Raw genomic sequence first — 15,986 nt, forward strand, 5'->3', positions numbered from 1 at the left:
GTGTCGGTTCCACGATGGTGAACCGACGGTAACGAGACGTCTCCCCGAACCCTCATCAGGGCACGCACGAACCACCGAGCACATAGTGTGGACCCATGGGCACCGACGTCTCCAGCAGCGGCAAGGACATCACAGCGACTCAACCCTGGCAGGCGCTGGCGGCGCACCAGCCGCAGGTCGCCGCGCGACATCTCCGTGATCTGTTCGCCGACAACCCGTCGCGTGGTACCGAGTTCACGATCGATGTCGGAGACCTCCACATCGACTACTCCAAACACCGCATCGACTCCGAGACAATCGATCTCCTCCTCTCACTCGCGCGCGAGGCAAACCTCGAACACCACCGCGACGACATGTTCGCGGGCGTGCACATCAACACTTCCGAAGACCGCGCCGTGCTGCACACCGCGCTACGCCTGCCCGCCGACGCCCAGCTCGTGGTCGACGGCCAGGACGTCGTTCACGACGTCCACGAGGTCCTCGACGCGATGGGCGCATTCACCGACAAGTTGCGCAGCGGTGAGTGGAAGGGACACACCGGAAAACCCATCACCGACGTCGTCAACATCGGAATCGGCGGCTCCGACCTCGGTCCCGTCATGGTGTACGGCTCACTGCGGCACTACGTGGACACCGACATCCGCTGCCACTTCGTCTCCAATGTCGACCCGGCCGACATGGTGGCGACCCTCGCCGACCTCGACGCCGAGCAGACCCTGTTCATCGTCGCCTCCAAGACCTTCACGACGCTGGAGACGCTGACCAACGCGGCGGCGGCCAAACGCTGGCTCCTCGACAAACTCGGTGCGGGCGAGGACGCCGTCGCCAAGCACTTCGCCGCCGTCAGCACCAATGCACAGGCGGTGTCGGACTTCGGGATCGATCCGGTCAACATGTTCGGCTTCTGGGATTGGGTCGGTGGACGCTATTCGGTGGACTCGGCCATCGGATTGTCGGTGATGGCCGCGATCGGCAAGGAACGTTTCGCCGAGTTCCTCGCCGGATTCCACACCGTCGACACGCACTTCCGCACACAGCCACTGGAGAGCAACGCGCCGGTGCTCCTCGCGTTGATCGGATTCTGGTACTCGAATTTCTGGGACGCCCAGTCACGCGTGGTGCTTCCGTACTCCAATGTCATGGCACGTTTCGCGGCCTACCTGCAGCAGTTGACGATGGAGTCCAACGGCAAGTCGGTGAAGGCCGACGGCGAGCACGTCACCACAGACACCGGCGAGATCTTCTGGGGCGAACCGGGAACGAACGGCCAGCACGCCTTCTACCAACTGCTCCATCAGGGAACACGTCTGGTACCCGCCGACTTCATCGGCTTCGCCAACCCCACCGACGACCTCCCCACTTCGGACGGCACCGGCTCGATGCACGATCTGCTGATGAGCAACTACTTCGCGCAGACCAAGGTGCTCGCATTCGGCAAGACCGCCGAGGAGATCGAGGCAGAGGGCGTCGAGAAGAAAGTGGTGCCGCACAAGGTGATGCCGGGCAATCGTCCGTCGACGTCGATCCTCGCGCGCGAGTTGACGCCCTCGGTGATCGGCCAGCTGATCGCGCTCTACGAGCATCAGGTCTTCGTCGAGGGCACGCTGTGGGGTATCAACTCGTTCGACCAGTGGGGCGTCGAGCTCGGCAAGACACAGGCCAAGGAGCTACTCGGTGTCATCACCGATGCCGAAGCCCCGGCGCAGCAAGCAGATTCGTCGACCGACGCCCTGGTCCGCTGGTACCGCGCCGAGCGCGGGCGCACCGCCTGAGTCAGGTCCAGCGCTCGTCGTCGAACACCTCGGGTGGGATCTCGTCACCCGGCTGCACCCCGAGCGCCTCTAGTCGACCCATCAGCGCTGCCGCGACAGCGACGTAGGTGATCAGATCCTGCGGTTCGTCGGCGCGGTCACCCGCGTCGCCGCCGAGGAATTCCAGAACCAGCGGCGGCACGCAGTCGCCCATCGCCAGATCACGAGTACCCGTCGCGCTGCGCCAGGCGTCGAACCCGGCCACGTCCACGGCGTCGGCGATCTCTCCGTCGTTGACTGCCGCGCGAACCTCGTCGAGCGTGGCCAGCGGCCCCGACGCTCCGCTCGACGGATCGAAACCGACGACCGTGTCGGGAGCGAGTTCGTCGTCATCGTCGAGAGTGAAGTAGACGATGCCGCGCCAGTCGGCACCGACGGCCCTGATGTCTTCTCGACCGAAGATCGACTCCAACAGTTCGTTCATGTCGTCCGCGCGTCGTCGTGAGAAGAGCGCGAACGCGCCATTGGCCACCACTTGTCCCTGTTTGGAACCCACATCCGATACCTTACGCACGTGAGAACTACCGTATCGCCGCTACGTCTCGGGGCAGCGCTGATCTGTGTCGCCGGGCTACTCGGTCTCGCGGCGTGTTCCTCGGACTCGGCGGGCACCGGCGAAACAGCCACCTCGGTCCCCCGCTCGGCAGCGGTGACCGTCCCCCCTGGACAGCAGGCGCGCACCGTACCGGGCACCACCCTCGACTTCGGCGCATCCGCCGTGCTGCCCGCGGACGCCTACCGTGCCGAAGGGGCGACGGCGATGTACACGGTCACCGGGATCACACCTGGCAAGGACGTCCCGAGCGCCCAGACGCGTGGTGGCACGGCCTATTTCGTGTACGTGACGGTTACGTCATTGGCTGCCAGGCCGGCACCTGCACCCGGGGTTCTCGGGTTCGCCGGTTCCGTGGACGGACGCTCAGCCGCATTGACGATGCCACCGTCGACGTCACTCGCCGACTGCGCCAATCCGAAACCTCCCGAGACGATGCGCCGCGGAGAGTCCTACGCCACGTGCCTTGTCGCCTACGCCGACGAGGGGCAGAAGCTCCGTCAGGTCATCTACTGGGCCGACACCACCGGCGACGACGCGCTCAACTACAAGGCGTCACCTGTCGTGTGGCGCAACCCTGCCGACGTCGCCAGCAGTTCTCCCGCCCCGTCGCCGGCCGGCTGACCCGGTCGCGGCGGTATCGGACGGGTCTCGTTCGGCGCGCCCCGCGCGGTCCCGGGTAGTAGCGTGACAACGGCGGGGTCCGTCACCCGCCGATCCCGAAGGATCTCACGTTGACACAGCCGGTTTCCGAGTCGTACGCCAAGGGACGCAGAGAGACGCTGGCTGCCCTCGGGTCTTCCGCAGACGGACTCAGCAGCGTCGCCGCTGCGGAGCGCCTCGAGCGCGTGGGTCCCAATCGGCTCGCCGAGGCACGATCACGTCCGGCGATCCTCCGGTTCGCCGCCCAGTTCAACAACATCCTGATCTACATCCTCATCGGTGCGGGCGTCCTCAAGGCGATCCTCGGCGAATGGATCGACTTCGCCGTGATCCTCGCTGTCGCCGTGATCAACTCGGTCGTCGGATTCATCCAGGAGGGTCGGGCCGAAAGCGCGCTGGCAGGTATCCGCAGCATGCTGTCGCTCCACGCGCGGGTCCGCCGTGACGGGGATTGGGTCGACGTCGAGGCCGACACCGTCGTGCCCGGCGACGTCGTGTCGGTCAGGTCGGGCGATCGCGTCCCCGCCGATATGCGACTTCTCGAGGCCACGAACCTGCGTATCGAGGAGTCGCCGCTGACCGGGGAGTCGGTTCCGGCGAACAAGGACACCATCGCCGCCGACGCCGCGGCAGGCATCGGTGACCGCCATTCCATGGCGTACTCGGGGACGATCGTGGCGGCCGGTACCGGTGTGGGCGTGGTGACCGCCACGGGGCAGCAGACCGAAATCGGCCGCATCCAGTCGATGGTGTCTGACATCGAGCAGGTCGATACACCGCTGACGCGGCGACTCGAACAGTTCGGTAGGCAACTGTCCGTGGCCATTCTCGTGCTCGCCGCGGTCATCATCGTGATCGGGAAACTGGCCCACGACTTCACCATCGACGAACTGGTCTCGGCCGCAATCGGTTTCGCAGTCGCTGCGATACCCGAAGGGCTTCCGGCGGTGGTGACGATCACCCTGGCTCTCGGCGTTCAACAGATGGCGCGCAGACACGCGATCACGCGCAAGCTCCCCGCGGTCGAAGCCCTGGGTTCGGTCAGCGTGATCTGCTCGGACAAGACCGGAACGCTCACCCAGAACGAGATGACGGTGCGCACCGTGGTCACCGGAAGGAGTCAGTATTCGGTCGAGGGAACCGGCTACGACCCGCATGGATCGATCTCCGACGAGAGCGGGGCCGTCTCGCTCGGCGATCACCCCGACCTGACGCAATTCGTCGAGGTCATGGGCCTGTGCAACGACGCACGTGTCTCCGAGATCGACGGCCGCTGGCAGCTCGTCGGCGAACCCACCGAGGGCGCGCTGCGAACGCTCGCCTTGAAGGCCGGATTCGACGACGACGCGCCCAGACTCGACGAGGTGCCCTTCGAGTCCGAGAACAAATTCATGGCCATACTCTCCGATCTACCCGACGGCACACGCGCCGTACTCGTCAAGGGCGCACCCGACCGGCTGCTCGACCGCAGCACCAGCCAACTCGACGAGAACGGCACACCCGAGCCGCTCGACCGCGCCCGCTGGCAGCAGATCATCGACGAACTCAGCGCACAGGGGCTGCGGGTACTTGCCGCCGCGACGCGACCGGCTCCCGACCTCAAGGCGCTGACAATCGATGACGTCGCGACCGGCCTGACCTTCCTCGGGGTCGCCGGAATCGTCGATCCGCCGCGCCCGGAGGCGATCTCGGCAATCGCCAAGTGTCACACCGCGGGCATCCGGGTCAAGATGATCACCGGCGACCACTCGGGTACCGCTCGGGCCATCGCTGTCGAGATGGGCATCGTCACCGATCCCGCGGCCCCGACACTGACCGGCGCAGAACTCGAGCAGATGAGCCAGACACGGCTGCGTGAGGTCGCAGGCGACGTCGACATCTACGCGCGCACCAGCCCTGAGCACAAACTCCGGATCGTCTCCGCTCTCCAGGCACAGGGCGAGAACGTCGCGATGACCGGCGACGGCGTGAACGACGCACCGGCGCTGACCCGCGCCGACATCGGCGTCGCGATGGGTATCAAGGGCACCGAGGCGACGAAGGAGGCCGCGGGCATCGTCCTGGCCGACGACAACTTCGCCACCATCGAGCGCGCGGTCGAAGAGGGACGTCGGATCTACGACAACATCCGCAAGTCCATCCTGTTCCTGCTACCGACCAACGGTGCGCAGTCGCTGGTGATCCTCGTCGCGATACTGTTCGGCTTCTCGCTTCCACTGACCCCCGTCCAGATCCTCTGGGTCAACATGGTCACCGCGGTGACGCTGTCGCTCGCGCTGGTCTTCGAGGCCGCCGAACCGGGCATCATGACCCGTCCCCGACGCTCCAAGGACGAACCGCTGATCGCAGGCGGCGACCTGGTGATGATCGCCTTCGTCTCGGTCCTCGTGGCCGCTGCGACCATAGCCGTGTACTTCGTCGCCAAATCCGGTGGGCACCCCCTGGCGGTGGCGCAGACCGCGGCGGTCAACATGCTGGTGTTCGGACAGCTCGCCTACCTGTTCAACTGCCGATACCTCAACAGCTCGAGCATCAGACTCGGCGCTCTGCGCGGAAACCCCATGGTGTGGTACACATCCGGGGCCTTGGTCGTGTTGGAACTCGTCTTCGTCTATGCACCGTTCATGCACACCTGGTTCGGGTCGGCGTCGCTGACCGGTGTCGGCTGGGTCGTGCCGATCGCACTGGGCGTCGTGATCTTCCTCGTGATCGAACTGGCGAAAGCGGTTGCGCGGCGCGCCGATCCGGTCAGATCATCCGGCGCGTGAGGAAGCCGGGTAGATACTTCAGCGCGGCTGCGATCGGTGTCCACGGCCACGGCGGCACCGGGGCGTACGACTTCTCGGCCTCGATCGCCTTGACCATCGCGGCGACGCCCGACTCCGTGTCAGCCATCAGCGCGGTCTTCACTCCGCGGTTGATGTCGGTCTCGATGTAACCGGGTGCGATGACCGACACCGTGATCGGCGAGTTCGCGAATTCGGCCTGCAGCCCCTGCCCGATCGCCGTGACACCGGCCTTCGACGCCGAATACGCTGTCTGCGCTTTGGGCAACCCGCGGATTCCGCTGATCGAGCTGACCAACACCAGGTGGCCGTGATTCTGCGCGCGAAAGATCTCCAGCGCGGCCTCGGCCTGCGCGAGCGCGCCGACGAGGTTGGTCTGCACGGTCTCGATGTTGGCATGCGCTTTGCCCGTGCCGATCGGTGCGCCCTTTCCGAGACCCGCGTTGACGATCACACGGTCGAGGCCGCCGAGTTCGTCGTAGAGCTTGCCGAAGGCGACGGGCACCGCGTCGACGTCGGTGACGTCGAGCGAGCTCACCGCCACCTGGGCAGCGCTCGGGCGCAGTTCGTCTGCGAGGGTCTCGAGGCGGTCGAGTCTGCGGGCGGCGAGGCCGAGCGCACGGCCGCGCGCCGCGAATTCTCGTGCCATTCCCTCGCCGAGTCCGGAACTCGCGCCGGTGATCAGGATCTTCTGTCGGGTCGTCACGCCCGACAACCTACCCCGCCGCGCGGTGGCGCCGAACCAGCCGCACCACCGCGGTCTGCTCGTCGGCCCCCACCACGCTGTGCGCGCCGCCCCAGACGTCGCTCGTCTCGGCGAGTAGCTGCTCGGCCTGCGCCGCGTTCATCTCCATCAGCAGCACGCCACCGTCGGCGAGCCAGTCCCCCGCTTCGAGGGCGAGTCGTCGGATGTGGTCGAGCCCCTCGGGGCCCGCGAACAGTGCGGCCCGCGGTTCGTGCTCGGTCTCGTGCGGCAGGAATTCGACGGCCCTGTCGGGGACGTACGGGGGCACCGCGGCGATCACGTCGACCCGTCCCCGCAACTCGTCCGGCAGCGCCGACAGTCCATCGCCGCGATGAATCCGCGCCGAGGTGGGCAGGTTTCGGCGCGCGTACTCCAACGCAGTCGCATCGACGTCGACGACATGGATTCTCGTGCCCGCGACTCGGTCGGCGACAGACGCCGCGATCGGCGCGACCCCGCAGTATGCCTCGACCACGACGGGTCGGTCGCACAACTGCGCATCGCTCGCGCCTGCTCGGCCGTGTGCCGGGCGGGAGGACGCGCGGTTCCGCACCGCGTCACGCGCTGCTTCGGCGAGCAGCAGCGATCGCTGTCGCGGAATGAACACGCCCGGTCCCACGCGCAGGTCGACAGCACCGAACCGGACCGTGCCGACCACATGCTCGAGGGGCTCGCCCGCGCATCGTCGAGCGGTCATCTCGGAGAGATCGCCACAGTCGCGCGCGGCATCGAGAAGGATCGCCGCCTCCTCCTCCGCGAACACACATCCTGCCGCCCGCAATCTCCCCGCCAGTGCCGACCGTGCGCTCCCTGCCGCCGACCGTGCGCCCCCTGCCGCCGACCGTGCGCCCCCTGCCGCCGATTGTGCGCTCCCTGCCGCCGACCGTGCGTCCGTCACTTGAGCAGCCGCGACATCCGGCGGTCGGCGAGCACCTTTCCGCCGGTCTGACAGGTCGGGCAGTACTGGAACGACCGGTCGGTGAAACTCACCTCGCGGATCGTGTCACCACACACCGGACACGGCATGCCCGTGCGCGCGTGAACCCGCAGTCCGGTTCGCTTCTCCGACTTGAGTTTCGCCACGCCGAGACCCTCGAGTCGCTCGGTGGCATCTGTCAGCACACCGCGCATCGCGTCGTAGAGGGTGTCGATCTGGCCGTCGGACAACGTCTTCGACGACGCGAACGGCGACAGCTTCGCGGTGTGCAGGATCTCGTCGGAGTAGGCGTTGCCGATACCCGCGATCACCCGCTGATCGGTGAGCACGTTCTTGATGCGTCCAGCGGTTCCGCGCAGGATTTCCGCGAGTTCGTCGCGGGTCACCGCCATCGCATCCGGGCCGAGTGACGCGATGCGATCGACGTCGGCGACGTCGCGCACCACCCAGACCGCGAGCCGCTTCTGGGTGCCGGCCTCGGTGACGTCGAATCCCTCACCGGGAAGACCACAGTGCACCCGCAGCGCGATCGGACTCTTGCCGCCGGGCCGCAGTGGCCGCGGTGACAGGTCCTCGCTCCACCGCAACCACCCCGCGCGCGACAGATGGATCACCACGCTGATCGTCGGCTCGTCGATCTGCTCGGGGCTGCCGGGAATGGTGGTGATCACGAGGTATTTGCCGATGCGCGTGGCCGAGTCGACGATGCGTCCGACGAGCGCGCTGTAGGGCGGGTCGGCGGTCTTGAGCACCGACAGCGACGCGACGTCGACTCGTCGGATGGGGAATCCTGCCGCATGATCGTCGACGTAGTCGGCGATCGCGGCGACCTCGGGCAGTTCGGGCATACCTCCAGTGTGCTCTAGTAAGTGGATGATCTCCGCACATTCCGACGCCGAGCTCGCTGCCCGGATCGCGAGCGGGGCTGGAGAGATTCTCGTCGGAGTGCGCTCGGGGCAGCTGCTCGCCGGTCGACAGCTCGGCGACGTCGGGGACGCCATGGCGCAGGCGTGGATCGCACAGGTCCTGCATCGGCACCGCGGCTCCGACGCTGTGCTCTCGGAGGAAGCCGACGACGTGGGCGACCGCGCGAACGCCGACCGTGTCTGGATCATCGATCCACTCGACGGCACCCGTGAATTCGCGTCGGGAACCGCCGACTGGGCTGTGCACGTCGCGCTGACCGAGGGCGGCGCGGTGACCGCGGCGGCGGTCTCGTTGCCCGCGACCGGTGAACTGTTCCGCACCGACACCGTCGAGCCCACGGGCGGACCGCTGCGACATCGGATGGCAGTGTCCCGCTGGGGCGGAACGTATGAGGTGGCGGCGGTGTCGCGGGCGCTCGGTCTCGCACCGGTCGAGATCGGCTCGGCGGGTGCCAAGGCCATGGCCGTCGTCCGCGGGGACGTCGACGCCTACGTGCACTCCGGCGGTCAGTTCGAGTGGGACAACTGCGCTCCGGTCGGCGTCGCGCTGGCCGCAGGCCTGCACTGCAGCCGACTCGACGGCTCGCCCATCGTCTACAACCGGCCGCGCCCGTACATGCCCGACTTCGTGATCTGCCGCTCCGAGATCGCCGACGAGTTGCTCGGTGTCCTCGCCCGGGTCTGGTAGTCCCGTACCGCTGCTCAGCGATTCTTGCGCAGCAGGTAGATGTCCATGATCCAGCCGATCCGCTCACGGGCAGCCGCCCGCTGCTCCGCGATCTGCTCCCCCACGTCGCCCACCCGCCCGCTGATCAGCATCTCGTCCGGCGTGCCGAGATAGGCGCCCCACCAGATGTGGTCGTCGGGGTCGGCGGTGTTCCGGAACGCGAGGTCGGCGTCGAGCATGACCATCTGATTCGCATCCGCGCCCGAGGGGGTGTCGGCGAGCCGACGACCGGTGGTGATGTGGATCGGTTCGCCGATGCGGTTGGCGACGACCCGGTGCGCTGCGGTCAGCGCGCTGGCGCTCGTCACACCCGGGATGACCTCGACGTCGACTGTGATGTCGGGTCGCGCCGAAAGGTCGTCGACGATGCGCAACGTGCTGTCGTAGAGTGCCGGGTCGCCCCAGACGAGAAACGCGGCGACGCCGCCGTCGGGGAGTTCGTCGCGCAACGTCGTCGCGATCAGATCCGAGCGGGCGGCATGCCAGCGGCGCACCTCGGCGTCGTAGTCCGCGGGAGTCCGGTCACGTGGCGGATCGACGATCTCGACGAGTCGGTGCGAAGAACTGGCGTGGCGCGCAAGGATCTCCTTGCGTGCGTCGAGGAGCCCGGTCTTGGCACTGCCCTTCTCCAGAGCGACGAACACGTCGACATCGGCCATGGCCTCGATCGCCTGCAGCGTGATCTGCCGGGGATCACCCGGACCGATTCCGATGACCCGCACTGCCAGTCGCATCGTCGACTCAGATCTTCACTCGTCGCAGACCATGTTTACGCGCGGTCATATCGAGGATGAACTGCCGCGGCAGCAGACGTCGCATCAGGAACACGAGGCCTGCGGAGTTGCCCTTGGCGTAGAACGGCTTCGGATGCTCTGCGAGTGCGGCGTCGACGATCACCCGTGCCATCTCCGATGCCGAGATGCCCTCTTCCTCGTTGTGGCGGGTCGCGGCGGCGAGGGTCTCGTACTCGGCACGGTACGGCGAGTCGTCGCCGATGTAGACGCTGCGCCGGTCACCGATGCCGGTCGCGATGGTGCCGGGCTCGACACTGATCATGCGGATGCCGTACGGCGCGACCTCACGGCGGGTGGCGAAGGCGTACGCCTTCAGCGCGGATTTCGTTGCGGCATAGTTCGATCGGAATGCGACGGGGAAACTCGACAGCATCGACCCGACCATCACCACGGTTCCGCGACGCCGTTCACGCATGCCCGGAAGCACGGCCTTGGTCATCGCGACGGGGCCGAAGACGTTGACACGGAACAGATCCTCCACGGCAGAGATCGGGGTGTCCTCCAACGCGCCCGCCTGCGACTCTCCCGCGTTGTTGATGAGGATGTCGACGTCGCCGACCTCGCGCGCACACTCTGCGGCGCTGTCGTAGTCGGCGTTGTCGAGCCGGACGTAGGTCACTCCGGCGATGGGGTCGGCCACACTGTCGGGATGGCGGCTGGTCCCGTACACGCGGTGGCCCGCCGATGCGAACTGGCGGGCGACTTCTTCACCGATGCCGCTGGTGGCGCCGGTGACGAGGACGGTGAGCGGAGACGATGCTGTGGTCACCGGTTCACCGTATCGCCTACCCACGCGGTCGCGGGTGAACGGGTGATACGGCGCCGAACCCGCCTACATCGTCGGCAGCCCGCAATGCACCTCACGCCGATCGAGGCGCGAGGTGCATTGCCGTCGCGGACTACCGCTGCCGTAGACTCCACACGTCGCCTCAGTGGGACTGGAGGAAGTTGCTGTCTGCGCAGGTTGATCATCTGGAGCGCAGAGGGTAGTAACACGATTCGACTGTTTTCGTAACACGGTCAAGCTCTCGTGATCGTGACTGTCGCCCGACGTTGATCTAGCGTCTTGCCACTGTGAGGTGATGACCTGGGGCCATGCGGGTCCAGCCTTGGACCGCGCCCTTTCGCTGTTGTGTCACCGTGGTGATGGCGACGCAGAAGAACGCTGCCCGCTGCCGTCAGGCGAGTTTATGACAGACCGTATTTCGCGCGGACTTGAGCCAACGTCATCGCAAACCGGTCAGCATCGGCGTCATGTCGGGTCGTCACCAACACCCCGTGGTCGGCATAGAAGTCCTCGTCCATCGGGAACAGGCCGAGGTGGGCGGCGAAATCCAGCAGCATCTGCTCGGTGAACCGGTCCTTCACTCGACGCCGTTGATATGCCGATGTGTCCTCGAAGGGTAACGGCTCGCCCTGCTGCTCGAAACGCCACCGTGCACCGTCCTGCCCGACCGCCACGCCGCGAGCGTAATTCAGCCAGTCTGTCTGATGATCGGCCATCAACAGAATCGAGCGGCCCCCATTGGGATGTTTTGGATTCGACGGTGTGCACTCCGGAACGAGATGCACCAACACCGCTTCGCACGCAAGTCGGCGCGCCATGCCGCCCATCGGGCCCTCATCCACACCGCTGAAGCCCCCAGAGAAGTATGCGGTCCACTCCGAATTACGTGTCGCAACGAGGAGTTCAGGTGGAGTGAAGCCTCCTCGATAGAGGGGTTGCACCCGTGAAAGCATGGCACTCAACCCATCGCCAACAGCAGTAGACGTGACCCGCTCCCTGCCCAGGTACTCGCCGCGCCAGTCTGCAAACCCGGCGGCAACTGTCGAGCTGGTGCTTTGAAGAAGCCGATTGTCCAGGTGATGGGCGCGAATTGCCCATCGAACAGGTAATGCGTCTTTTCAGCGTCATCGGCCGTCACGTCAGTGTGCCTTTCTTCAAGTTCGTCGCTTGGTCGTGCGAGTTGGTCGGTTGCCGTCGGCGGTGTTGCTGATGCGGCGAGTGGACGTCGCTTGACGCTATCTCGTCGGTAAAGGTTCTCATTTCACGGTGAAGAGTCCGACGATCAGGCTGGGGTCGTTGGCGAGTAGTCGTCCGAGGTGGACGAGGCCGCGTGCGGAGGATGGTATATCGAATTCTTCGGCGAATCGCTGTCCGCCGTAGGTGTATTGGAGGTCGGGTCGGTTGATGCCGACCCGCTCGCCGAGTTGGTCGAGTTGCTGCTGGTTGACTCGAAGATCACGAGCAAGACCAGAACGGGTGAGCTCCTGGATGCGGTTCTGGACGAACGCGTTCTGCGTCGGGCTGTTGCCGACGGGCCGATTTAGTTGCAGGGGGTCTGGCGCTTTCGGGCTGATGGCGATGTCTTGGGGCAGTTGTGGGGTATGGGTGGTGCGGTGTGAAGGTTGTGCCAGCTGGGGTTGGCCAGCAACGATGACGGCAGGCCTTGTGGTACCCCGACGCTCGGGTCGGGTATTCGGCTGGCCCCGGCGAGTGCGCCTGCATCCTCACCGATCCGGCCGAGGGCTCCCCACCCTTTCGGCAGTGGAGTGAGTAGGGTGGCGATTTCGGCGGTGGAAAGCCCAACTTCTGCGAGGCTGTGTTGCCGGTCGGGCGGGGGCTGGTACGGCACTGTTGGGTTGGTCATCAACTGCTCGGGTTGGCCGTAAAAGTTGTTGAGGACTTCGTCGCCGAGGACCCCGAACGGATGCCAGAGGCCTCTCCCGATCGCGCTGGCAACGGTGCCGAATTGTTGCGGACCTTTCTGTGGGGTGATCGCCGGTTGCCACGGCAACTCCCCATACAGGGTCGGATGGGTGACGGCCTCACCGCCGGTGCCGACGTGATCGGTGGTGGTTGCCGATCCGTCGGGGGTGTCAGATGGTCTGTGTAAGTCCAGTGCTCATTAGTGAGAGGAAGATTTATGAGCATGGCGTTAGACGACAAGCAGCAGGACAACGACGACCACCCGCAGCTGCCTGAGCTCGCAGAGCCGCGTTCGACTGCGGAGGTGGCCGAAGCGTTGCAGGCCTCGGGCATGGTCGATGAGTTGTTGGCCCAGATCGATTCGGGTCAGGTGCAGGTCACCGGGGACGGTGGCTTGATTCCGGGCTTGATCAAACTCGCCCTCGAACGCGGTTTGAAGGCCGAGCTGACCGATCACCTCGGCTACGAGAAGGGCGACCCGGCAGGCCGGGAACTGCCCAACGCCCGCAACGGATCAACCCCGAAAACGGTGGCGTCTGAGGCGGGGCCGGTCGAGCTGAAGGTCCCTCGTGACCGTGACGGCACCTTCACCCCACGTCTGGTGCCGAAGGGATCGCGTCGGCTCGGCGGCCTCGATGACATCATCATCTCGCTGTACGCCGGAGGCATGACGTTACGCGACATCCAACATCATCTGGCCGCCACGGTGGGCACCGATCTGTCGCATGAGACGATCTCCAAGATCTGCGACGAGGTTTGCGACGCGGTCGATGAATGGCAGAGCCGGCCGCTGGAAGCGTTGTATCCCGTCCTCTATCTCGATGCCCTGGTGGTCAAGGTCAAAGACGGTGCTCACGTTCGAAATAAGCACGCCCACATAGCTATTGGTGTCGACATGGCTGGCGTCAAGCATGTGCTGGGCATCTGGATACAGGCTGAAGAGGGCGCGAAGTTCTGGGCCGGGGTGTGCGCGAATCTGGCCAACCGCGGCGTCAAAGACGTGCTGATCGTATGCTGCGACGGGCTGACCGGATTCCCCGGGGGTGTCAGATGGTCTGTGTAAGTCCAGTGCTCATTAGTGAGAGGAAGATTTATGAGCATGGCGTTAGACGACAAGCAGCAGGACAACGACGACCACCCGCAGCTGCCTGAGCTCGCAGAGCCGCGTTCGACTGCGGAGGTGGCCGAAGCGTTGCAGGCCTCGGGCATGGTCGATGAGTTGTTGGCCCAGATCGATTCGGGTCAGGTGCAGGTCACCGGGGACGGTGGCTTGATTCCGGGCTTGATCAAACTCGCCCTCGAACGCGGTTTGAAGGCCGAGCTGACCGATCACCTCGGCTACGAGAAGGGCGACCCGGCAGGCCGGGAACTGCCCAACGCCCGCAACGGATCAACCCCGAAAACGGTGGCGTCTGAGGCGGGGCCGGTCGAGCTGAAGGTCCCTCGTGACCGTGACGGCACCTTCACCCCACGTCTGGTGCCGAAGGGATCGCGTCGGCTCGGCGGCCTCGATGACATCATCATCTCGCTGTACGCCGGAGGCATGACGTTACGCGACATCCAACATCATCTGGCCGCCACGGTGGGCACCGATCTGTCGCATGAGACGATCTCCAAGATCTGCGACGAGGTTTGCGACGCGGTCGATGAATGGCAGAGCCGGCCGCTGGAAGCGTTGTATCCCGTCCTCTATCTCGATGCCCTGGTGGTCAAGGTCAAAGACGGTGCTCACGTTCGAAATAAGCACGCCCACATAGCTATTGGTGTCGACATGGCTGGCGTCAAGCATGTGCTGGGCATCTGGATACAGGCTGAAGAGGGCGCGAAGTTCTGGGCCGGGGTGTGCGCGAATCTGGCCAACCGCGGCGTCAAAGACGTGCTGATCGTATGCTGCGACGGGCTGACCGGATTCCCCGAGGCGATCGAGGCGACGTGGCCTTTGGCCACCGTACAAACCTGCGTCGTGCACCTGATCCGCAACGCGATGCGGTTCATCAACTACAAAGACCGCAAACAGGTCGCCCGGGCGATCAAACCGATCTACACCGCCCCCGACGCCGAAACCGCCCGCCGAGAATGGGAGACCTTCCGAGATTCGGCGTTGGGTGTCACATATCCGAGTGCGGCACAGGCTTTCGACCGCGCCTGGGACAGATTCATCCCATTCCTGGCCTTCCCACCCGAGTTGCGCAAGGTCATCTACACCACCAACTCGATCGAGTCGCTGAACTATCAACTCCGCAAGGTCATCAAGAACCGAGGACACTTCCCCAACGACGTCGCGGTCCGCAAACTGCTCTGGCTGGCTATCTGCGACATCGAGGACAAACGAGCCAGGCAACGCGAGAAGGAACGCGGCAAGCCAGCCAGTCAGCGTAAAGCGCCCAGACGACTCGTCGAAGGGCAAGTCGTGACCAGCTGGAAACAGGCCCTCGGACAACTCGCCCTGGCCTACCCCGACCGCATCGAACCCCACCTCAACTAGACACCGAAAGCGAACCCAAGAAATCAGGAGTTACGTTCTTACACAGACATCTTGACAAGCTCGATCCGTCGGGATTGATGGTGATGGTGCGGCTGTCTAACCCGAGATCGTGCAGTGTGTCCGGGCCTGCATGGAACACGACAGTTCCGTCCGGACCGAACCGATGGTGAACGATCCCTGATCGGAGCCATCAGCACCTGTCAGAGTGCCGGCAAAGCGGTCGACCAGGTGGACAGGCATGTTCCACATCAGTCGAGCCCTACATTCGCATCACTGTCACACTTCGGACCTAGGGCGTGTCACCCGGTCTGGTCTTCACCGTTCCCGATGGGCCGCAGCGCATACGACGGGGGCACCGTGCCGTTTTTGTAGTAGTAGAACCAAATGTCGGCCGCTTCGGCCGCAGCGAAAACCTCGTTCGGATAAACCCGCGTCGGGTACTCACCCACATGGATGGTCACTGAGGGCGGCGACGTCAAGTCCGCTGCCGGAGACCGACCCACCGTGAATAGTCCCGTACGGCCTTGTCCGCCCGGTAGACGAACCTCGACAGTCATCTCCTGAGCGCTGCCGCCCACTTGCAGAAAAGCTGTCTTAGCGTCAGCGATTTCCGCGTCCGTGAAGTCCTGCTCCCAACCGGGACGGGGCAACCGCCACATGACCCGTGCGTAACGCGTTCGCCCATCGAGCGCATCAAGCGGCGTGCGAAACGAGTAGAGCGCCTTGTCCGGTCCAATCCAGGTTTCGTAGTCCATTGCGTTGACCACGTGCGTCGGAACTGCCATATCTAACTCACCTACTCTCAAGAGCCAGGTTATGCGGGAACGGACGCGCGTGACCTTCGTCGGG

14 protein-coding genes and 1 pseudogene are annotated in these 15,986 nt (G+C 65.2%); 7 read left to right on the plus strand and 8 right to left on the minus strand.

Going from position 1 to position 15,986, the window contains the following annotated elements:
* Positions 1–95 precede the first annotated feature (95 nt).
* On the plus strand, positions 96–1,772 hold the full coding sequence (gene pgi / locus LK459_RS03825) for a glucose-6-phosphate isomerase (protein ID WP_227921902.1): 1,677 nt from the start codon (positions 96–98) through the stop codon (positions 1,770–1,772).
* A 1-nt stretch (position 1,773) separates the two neighbouring features.
* On the opposite strand, the gene LK459_RS03830 is transcribed toward pgi, so the two are convergent.
* Positions 1,774–2,307: a hypothetical protein gene (locus LK459_RS03830; RefSeq protein ID WP_039993947.1), complete on the minus strand. Its 534-nt coding sequence runs from the start codon at positions 2,305–2,307 to the stop codon at positions 1,774–1,776.
* Between the two features lie 18 nt (positions 2,308–2,325).
* Here LK459_RS03830 and LK459_RS03835 point away from each other — a divergent pair, with 18 nt between their 5' ends.
* Both LK459_RS03835 and LK459_RS03840 read left to right on the plus strand, forming a co-directional pair.
* Positions 2,326–2,988, plus strand: coding sequence for a hypothetical protein (locus tag LK459_RS03835; protein WP_039993946.1), 663 nt, complete (start codon positions 2,326–2,328; stop codon positions 2,986–2,988).
* Between the two features lie 110 nt (positions 2,989–3,098).
* Positions 3,099–5,795 carry a cation-translocating P-type ATPase gene (locus tag LK459_RS03840; RefSeq protein ID WP_007238650.1) on the plus strand — a complete coding sequence of 899 codons (2,697 nt, stop codon included), beginning with the start codon at positions 3,099–3,101 and terminating at the stop codon, positions 5,793–5,795.
* Here LK459_RS03840 and LK459_RS03845 read toward each other — a convergent pair.
* From LK459_RS03845 to LK459_RS03855, 3 genes are all read right to left on the minus strand, one after another.
* On the minus strand, positions 5,776–6,519 hold the full coding sequence (locus LK459_RS03845) for an SDR family oxidoreductase (RefSeq protein ID WP_007238649.1): 744 nt from the start codon (positions 6,517–6,519) through the stop codon (positions 5,776–5,778). The genes LK459_RS03840 and LK459_RS03845 overlap by 20 nt on opposite strands.
* Before the next feature lie 10 nt (positions 6,520–6,529).
* Positions 6,530–7,321: a N5-glutamine methyltransferase family protein gene (locus LK459_RS03850; RefSeq protein ID WP_007238648.1), complete on the minus strand. Its 792-nt coding sequence runs from the start codon at positions 7,319–7,321 to the stop codon at positions 6,530–6,532.
* Positions 7,322–7,452: 131 nt separating this feature from the next.
* Positions 7,453–8,343 carry a DNA-formamidopyrimidine glycosylase family protein gene (locus tag LK459_RS03855; RefSeq protein WP_007238647.1) on the minus strand — a complete coding sequence of 297 codons (891 nt, stop codon included), beginning with the start codon at positions 8,341–8,343 and terminating at the stop codon, positions 7,453–7,455.
* A 25-nt stretch (positions 8,344–8,368) separates the two neighbouring features.
* On the opposite strand from LK459_RS03855, the gene LK459_RS03860 reads away from it, so the two are divergent.
* Positions 8,369–9,109 carry a 3'(2'),5'-bisphosphate nucleotidase CysQ gene (locus tag LK459_RS03860; protein WP_227921904.1) on the plus strand — a complete coding sequence of 247 codons (741 nt, stop codon included), beginning with the start codon at positions 8,369–8,371 and terminating at the stop codon, positions 9,107–9,109.
* Positions 9,110–9,123: 14 nt separating this feature from the next.
* Here the strand turns inward: LK459_RS03860 and cobF are convergent, their stop codons facing one another.
* From cobF to LK459_RS03875, 3 genes are all read right to left on the minus strand, one after another.
* The gene (cobF, locus tag LK459_RS03865; RefSeq protein WP_007240705.1) at positions 9,124–9,882 is read right to left on the minus strand and encodes a precorrin-6A synthase (deacetylating); all 759 of its coding nucleotides are present in this window, start codon (positions 9,880–9,882) and stop codon (positions 9,124–9,126) included.
* A 7-nt stretch (positions 9,883–9,889) separates the two neighbouring features.
* Positions 9,890–10,711, minus strand: a complete 822-nt coding sequence (locus LK459_RS03870; protein WP_007240704.1) for an SDR family oxidoreductase — start codon at positions 10,709–10,711, stop codon at positions 9,890–9,892.
* Between the two features lie 419 nt (positions 10,712–11,130).
* Positions 11,131–11,403, minus strand: coding sequence for a hypothetical protein (locus tag LK459_RS03875; RefSeq protein ID WP_227921906.1), 273 nt, complete (start codon positions 11,401–11,403; stop codon positions 11,131–11,133).
* A 642-nt stretch (positions 11,404–12,045) separates the two neighbouring features.
* Here LK459_RS03875 and LK459_RS03880 point away from each other — a divergent pair.
* The 3 genes and pseudogenes from LK459_RS03880 to LK459_RS03890 all read left to right on the plus strand — a co-directional run bounded on the left by LK459_RS03880 (position 12,046) and on the right by LK459_RS03890 (position 15,137).
* Positions 12,046–12,273, plus strand: a complete 228-nt coding sequence (locus LK459_RS03880) for a hypothetical protein (protein ID WP_227921908.1) — start codon at positions 12,046–12,048, stop codon at positions 12,271–12,273.
* Positions 12,274–12,869: 596 nt separating this feature from the next.
* A pseudogene (locus LK459_RS03885) lies at positions 12,870–13,700 on the plus strand (IS256 family transposase); the annotation flags it as partial.
* A gap of 45 nt (positions 13,701–13,745) precedes the next feature.
* Positions 13,746–15,137: an IS256 family transposase gene (locus LK459_RS03890; protein ID WP_227921910.1), complete on the plus strand. Its 1,392-nt coding sequence runs from the start codon at positions 13,746–13,748 to the stop codon at positions 15,135–15,137.
* A 299-nt stretch (positions 15,138–15,436) separates the two neighbouring features.
* Here LK459_RS03890 and LK459_RS03895 read toward each other — a convergent pair whose 3' ends face one another.
* Positions 15,437–15,922: a hypothetical protein gene (locus LK459_RS03895; RefSeq protein ID WP_227921912.1), complete on the minus strand. Its 486-nt coding sequence runs from the start codon at positions 15,920–15,922 to the stop codon at positions 15,437–15,439.
* Positions 15,923–15,986: the final 64 nt, after the last annotated feature.

The organism is Gordonia otitidis, assembly GCF_020735545.1.
Lineage (GTDB): Bacteria > Actinomycetota > Actinomycetes > Mycobacteriales > Mycobacteriaceae > Gordonia > Gordonia otitidis.

What these genes read in the sequence shown, in the direction of transcription:
- pgi (WP_227921902.1), top strand. Translation starts at nt 96, where the DNA reads ATGGGCACCGACGTCTCCAGCAGCGGCAAGGACATCACAGCGACTCAA.
- LK459_RS03855 (WP_007238647.1), bottom strand. Translation starts at nt 8,343, where the DNA reads ATGCCCGAACTGCCCGAGGTCGCCGCGATCGCCGACTACGTCGACGAT.
- LK459_RS03860 (WP_227921904.1), top strand. Translation starts at nt 8,369, where the DNA reads ATGATCTCCGCACATTCCGACGCCGAGCTCGCTGCCCGGATCGCGAGC.
- cobF (WP_007240705.1), bottom strand. Translation starts at nt 9,882, where the DNA reads ATGCGACTGGCAGTGCGGGTCATCGGAATCGGTCCGGGTGATCCCCGG.
- LK459_RS03890 (WP_227921910.1), top strand. Translation starts at nt 13,746, where the DNA reads ATGAGCATGGCGTTAGACGACAAGCAGCAGGACAACGACGACCACCCG.
- LK459_RS03895 (WP_227921912.1), bottom strand. Translation starts at nt 15,922, where the DNA reads ATGGCAGTTCCGACGCACGTGGTCAACGCAATGGACTACGAAACCTGG.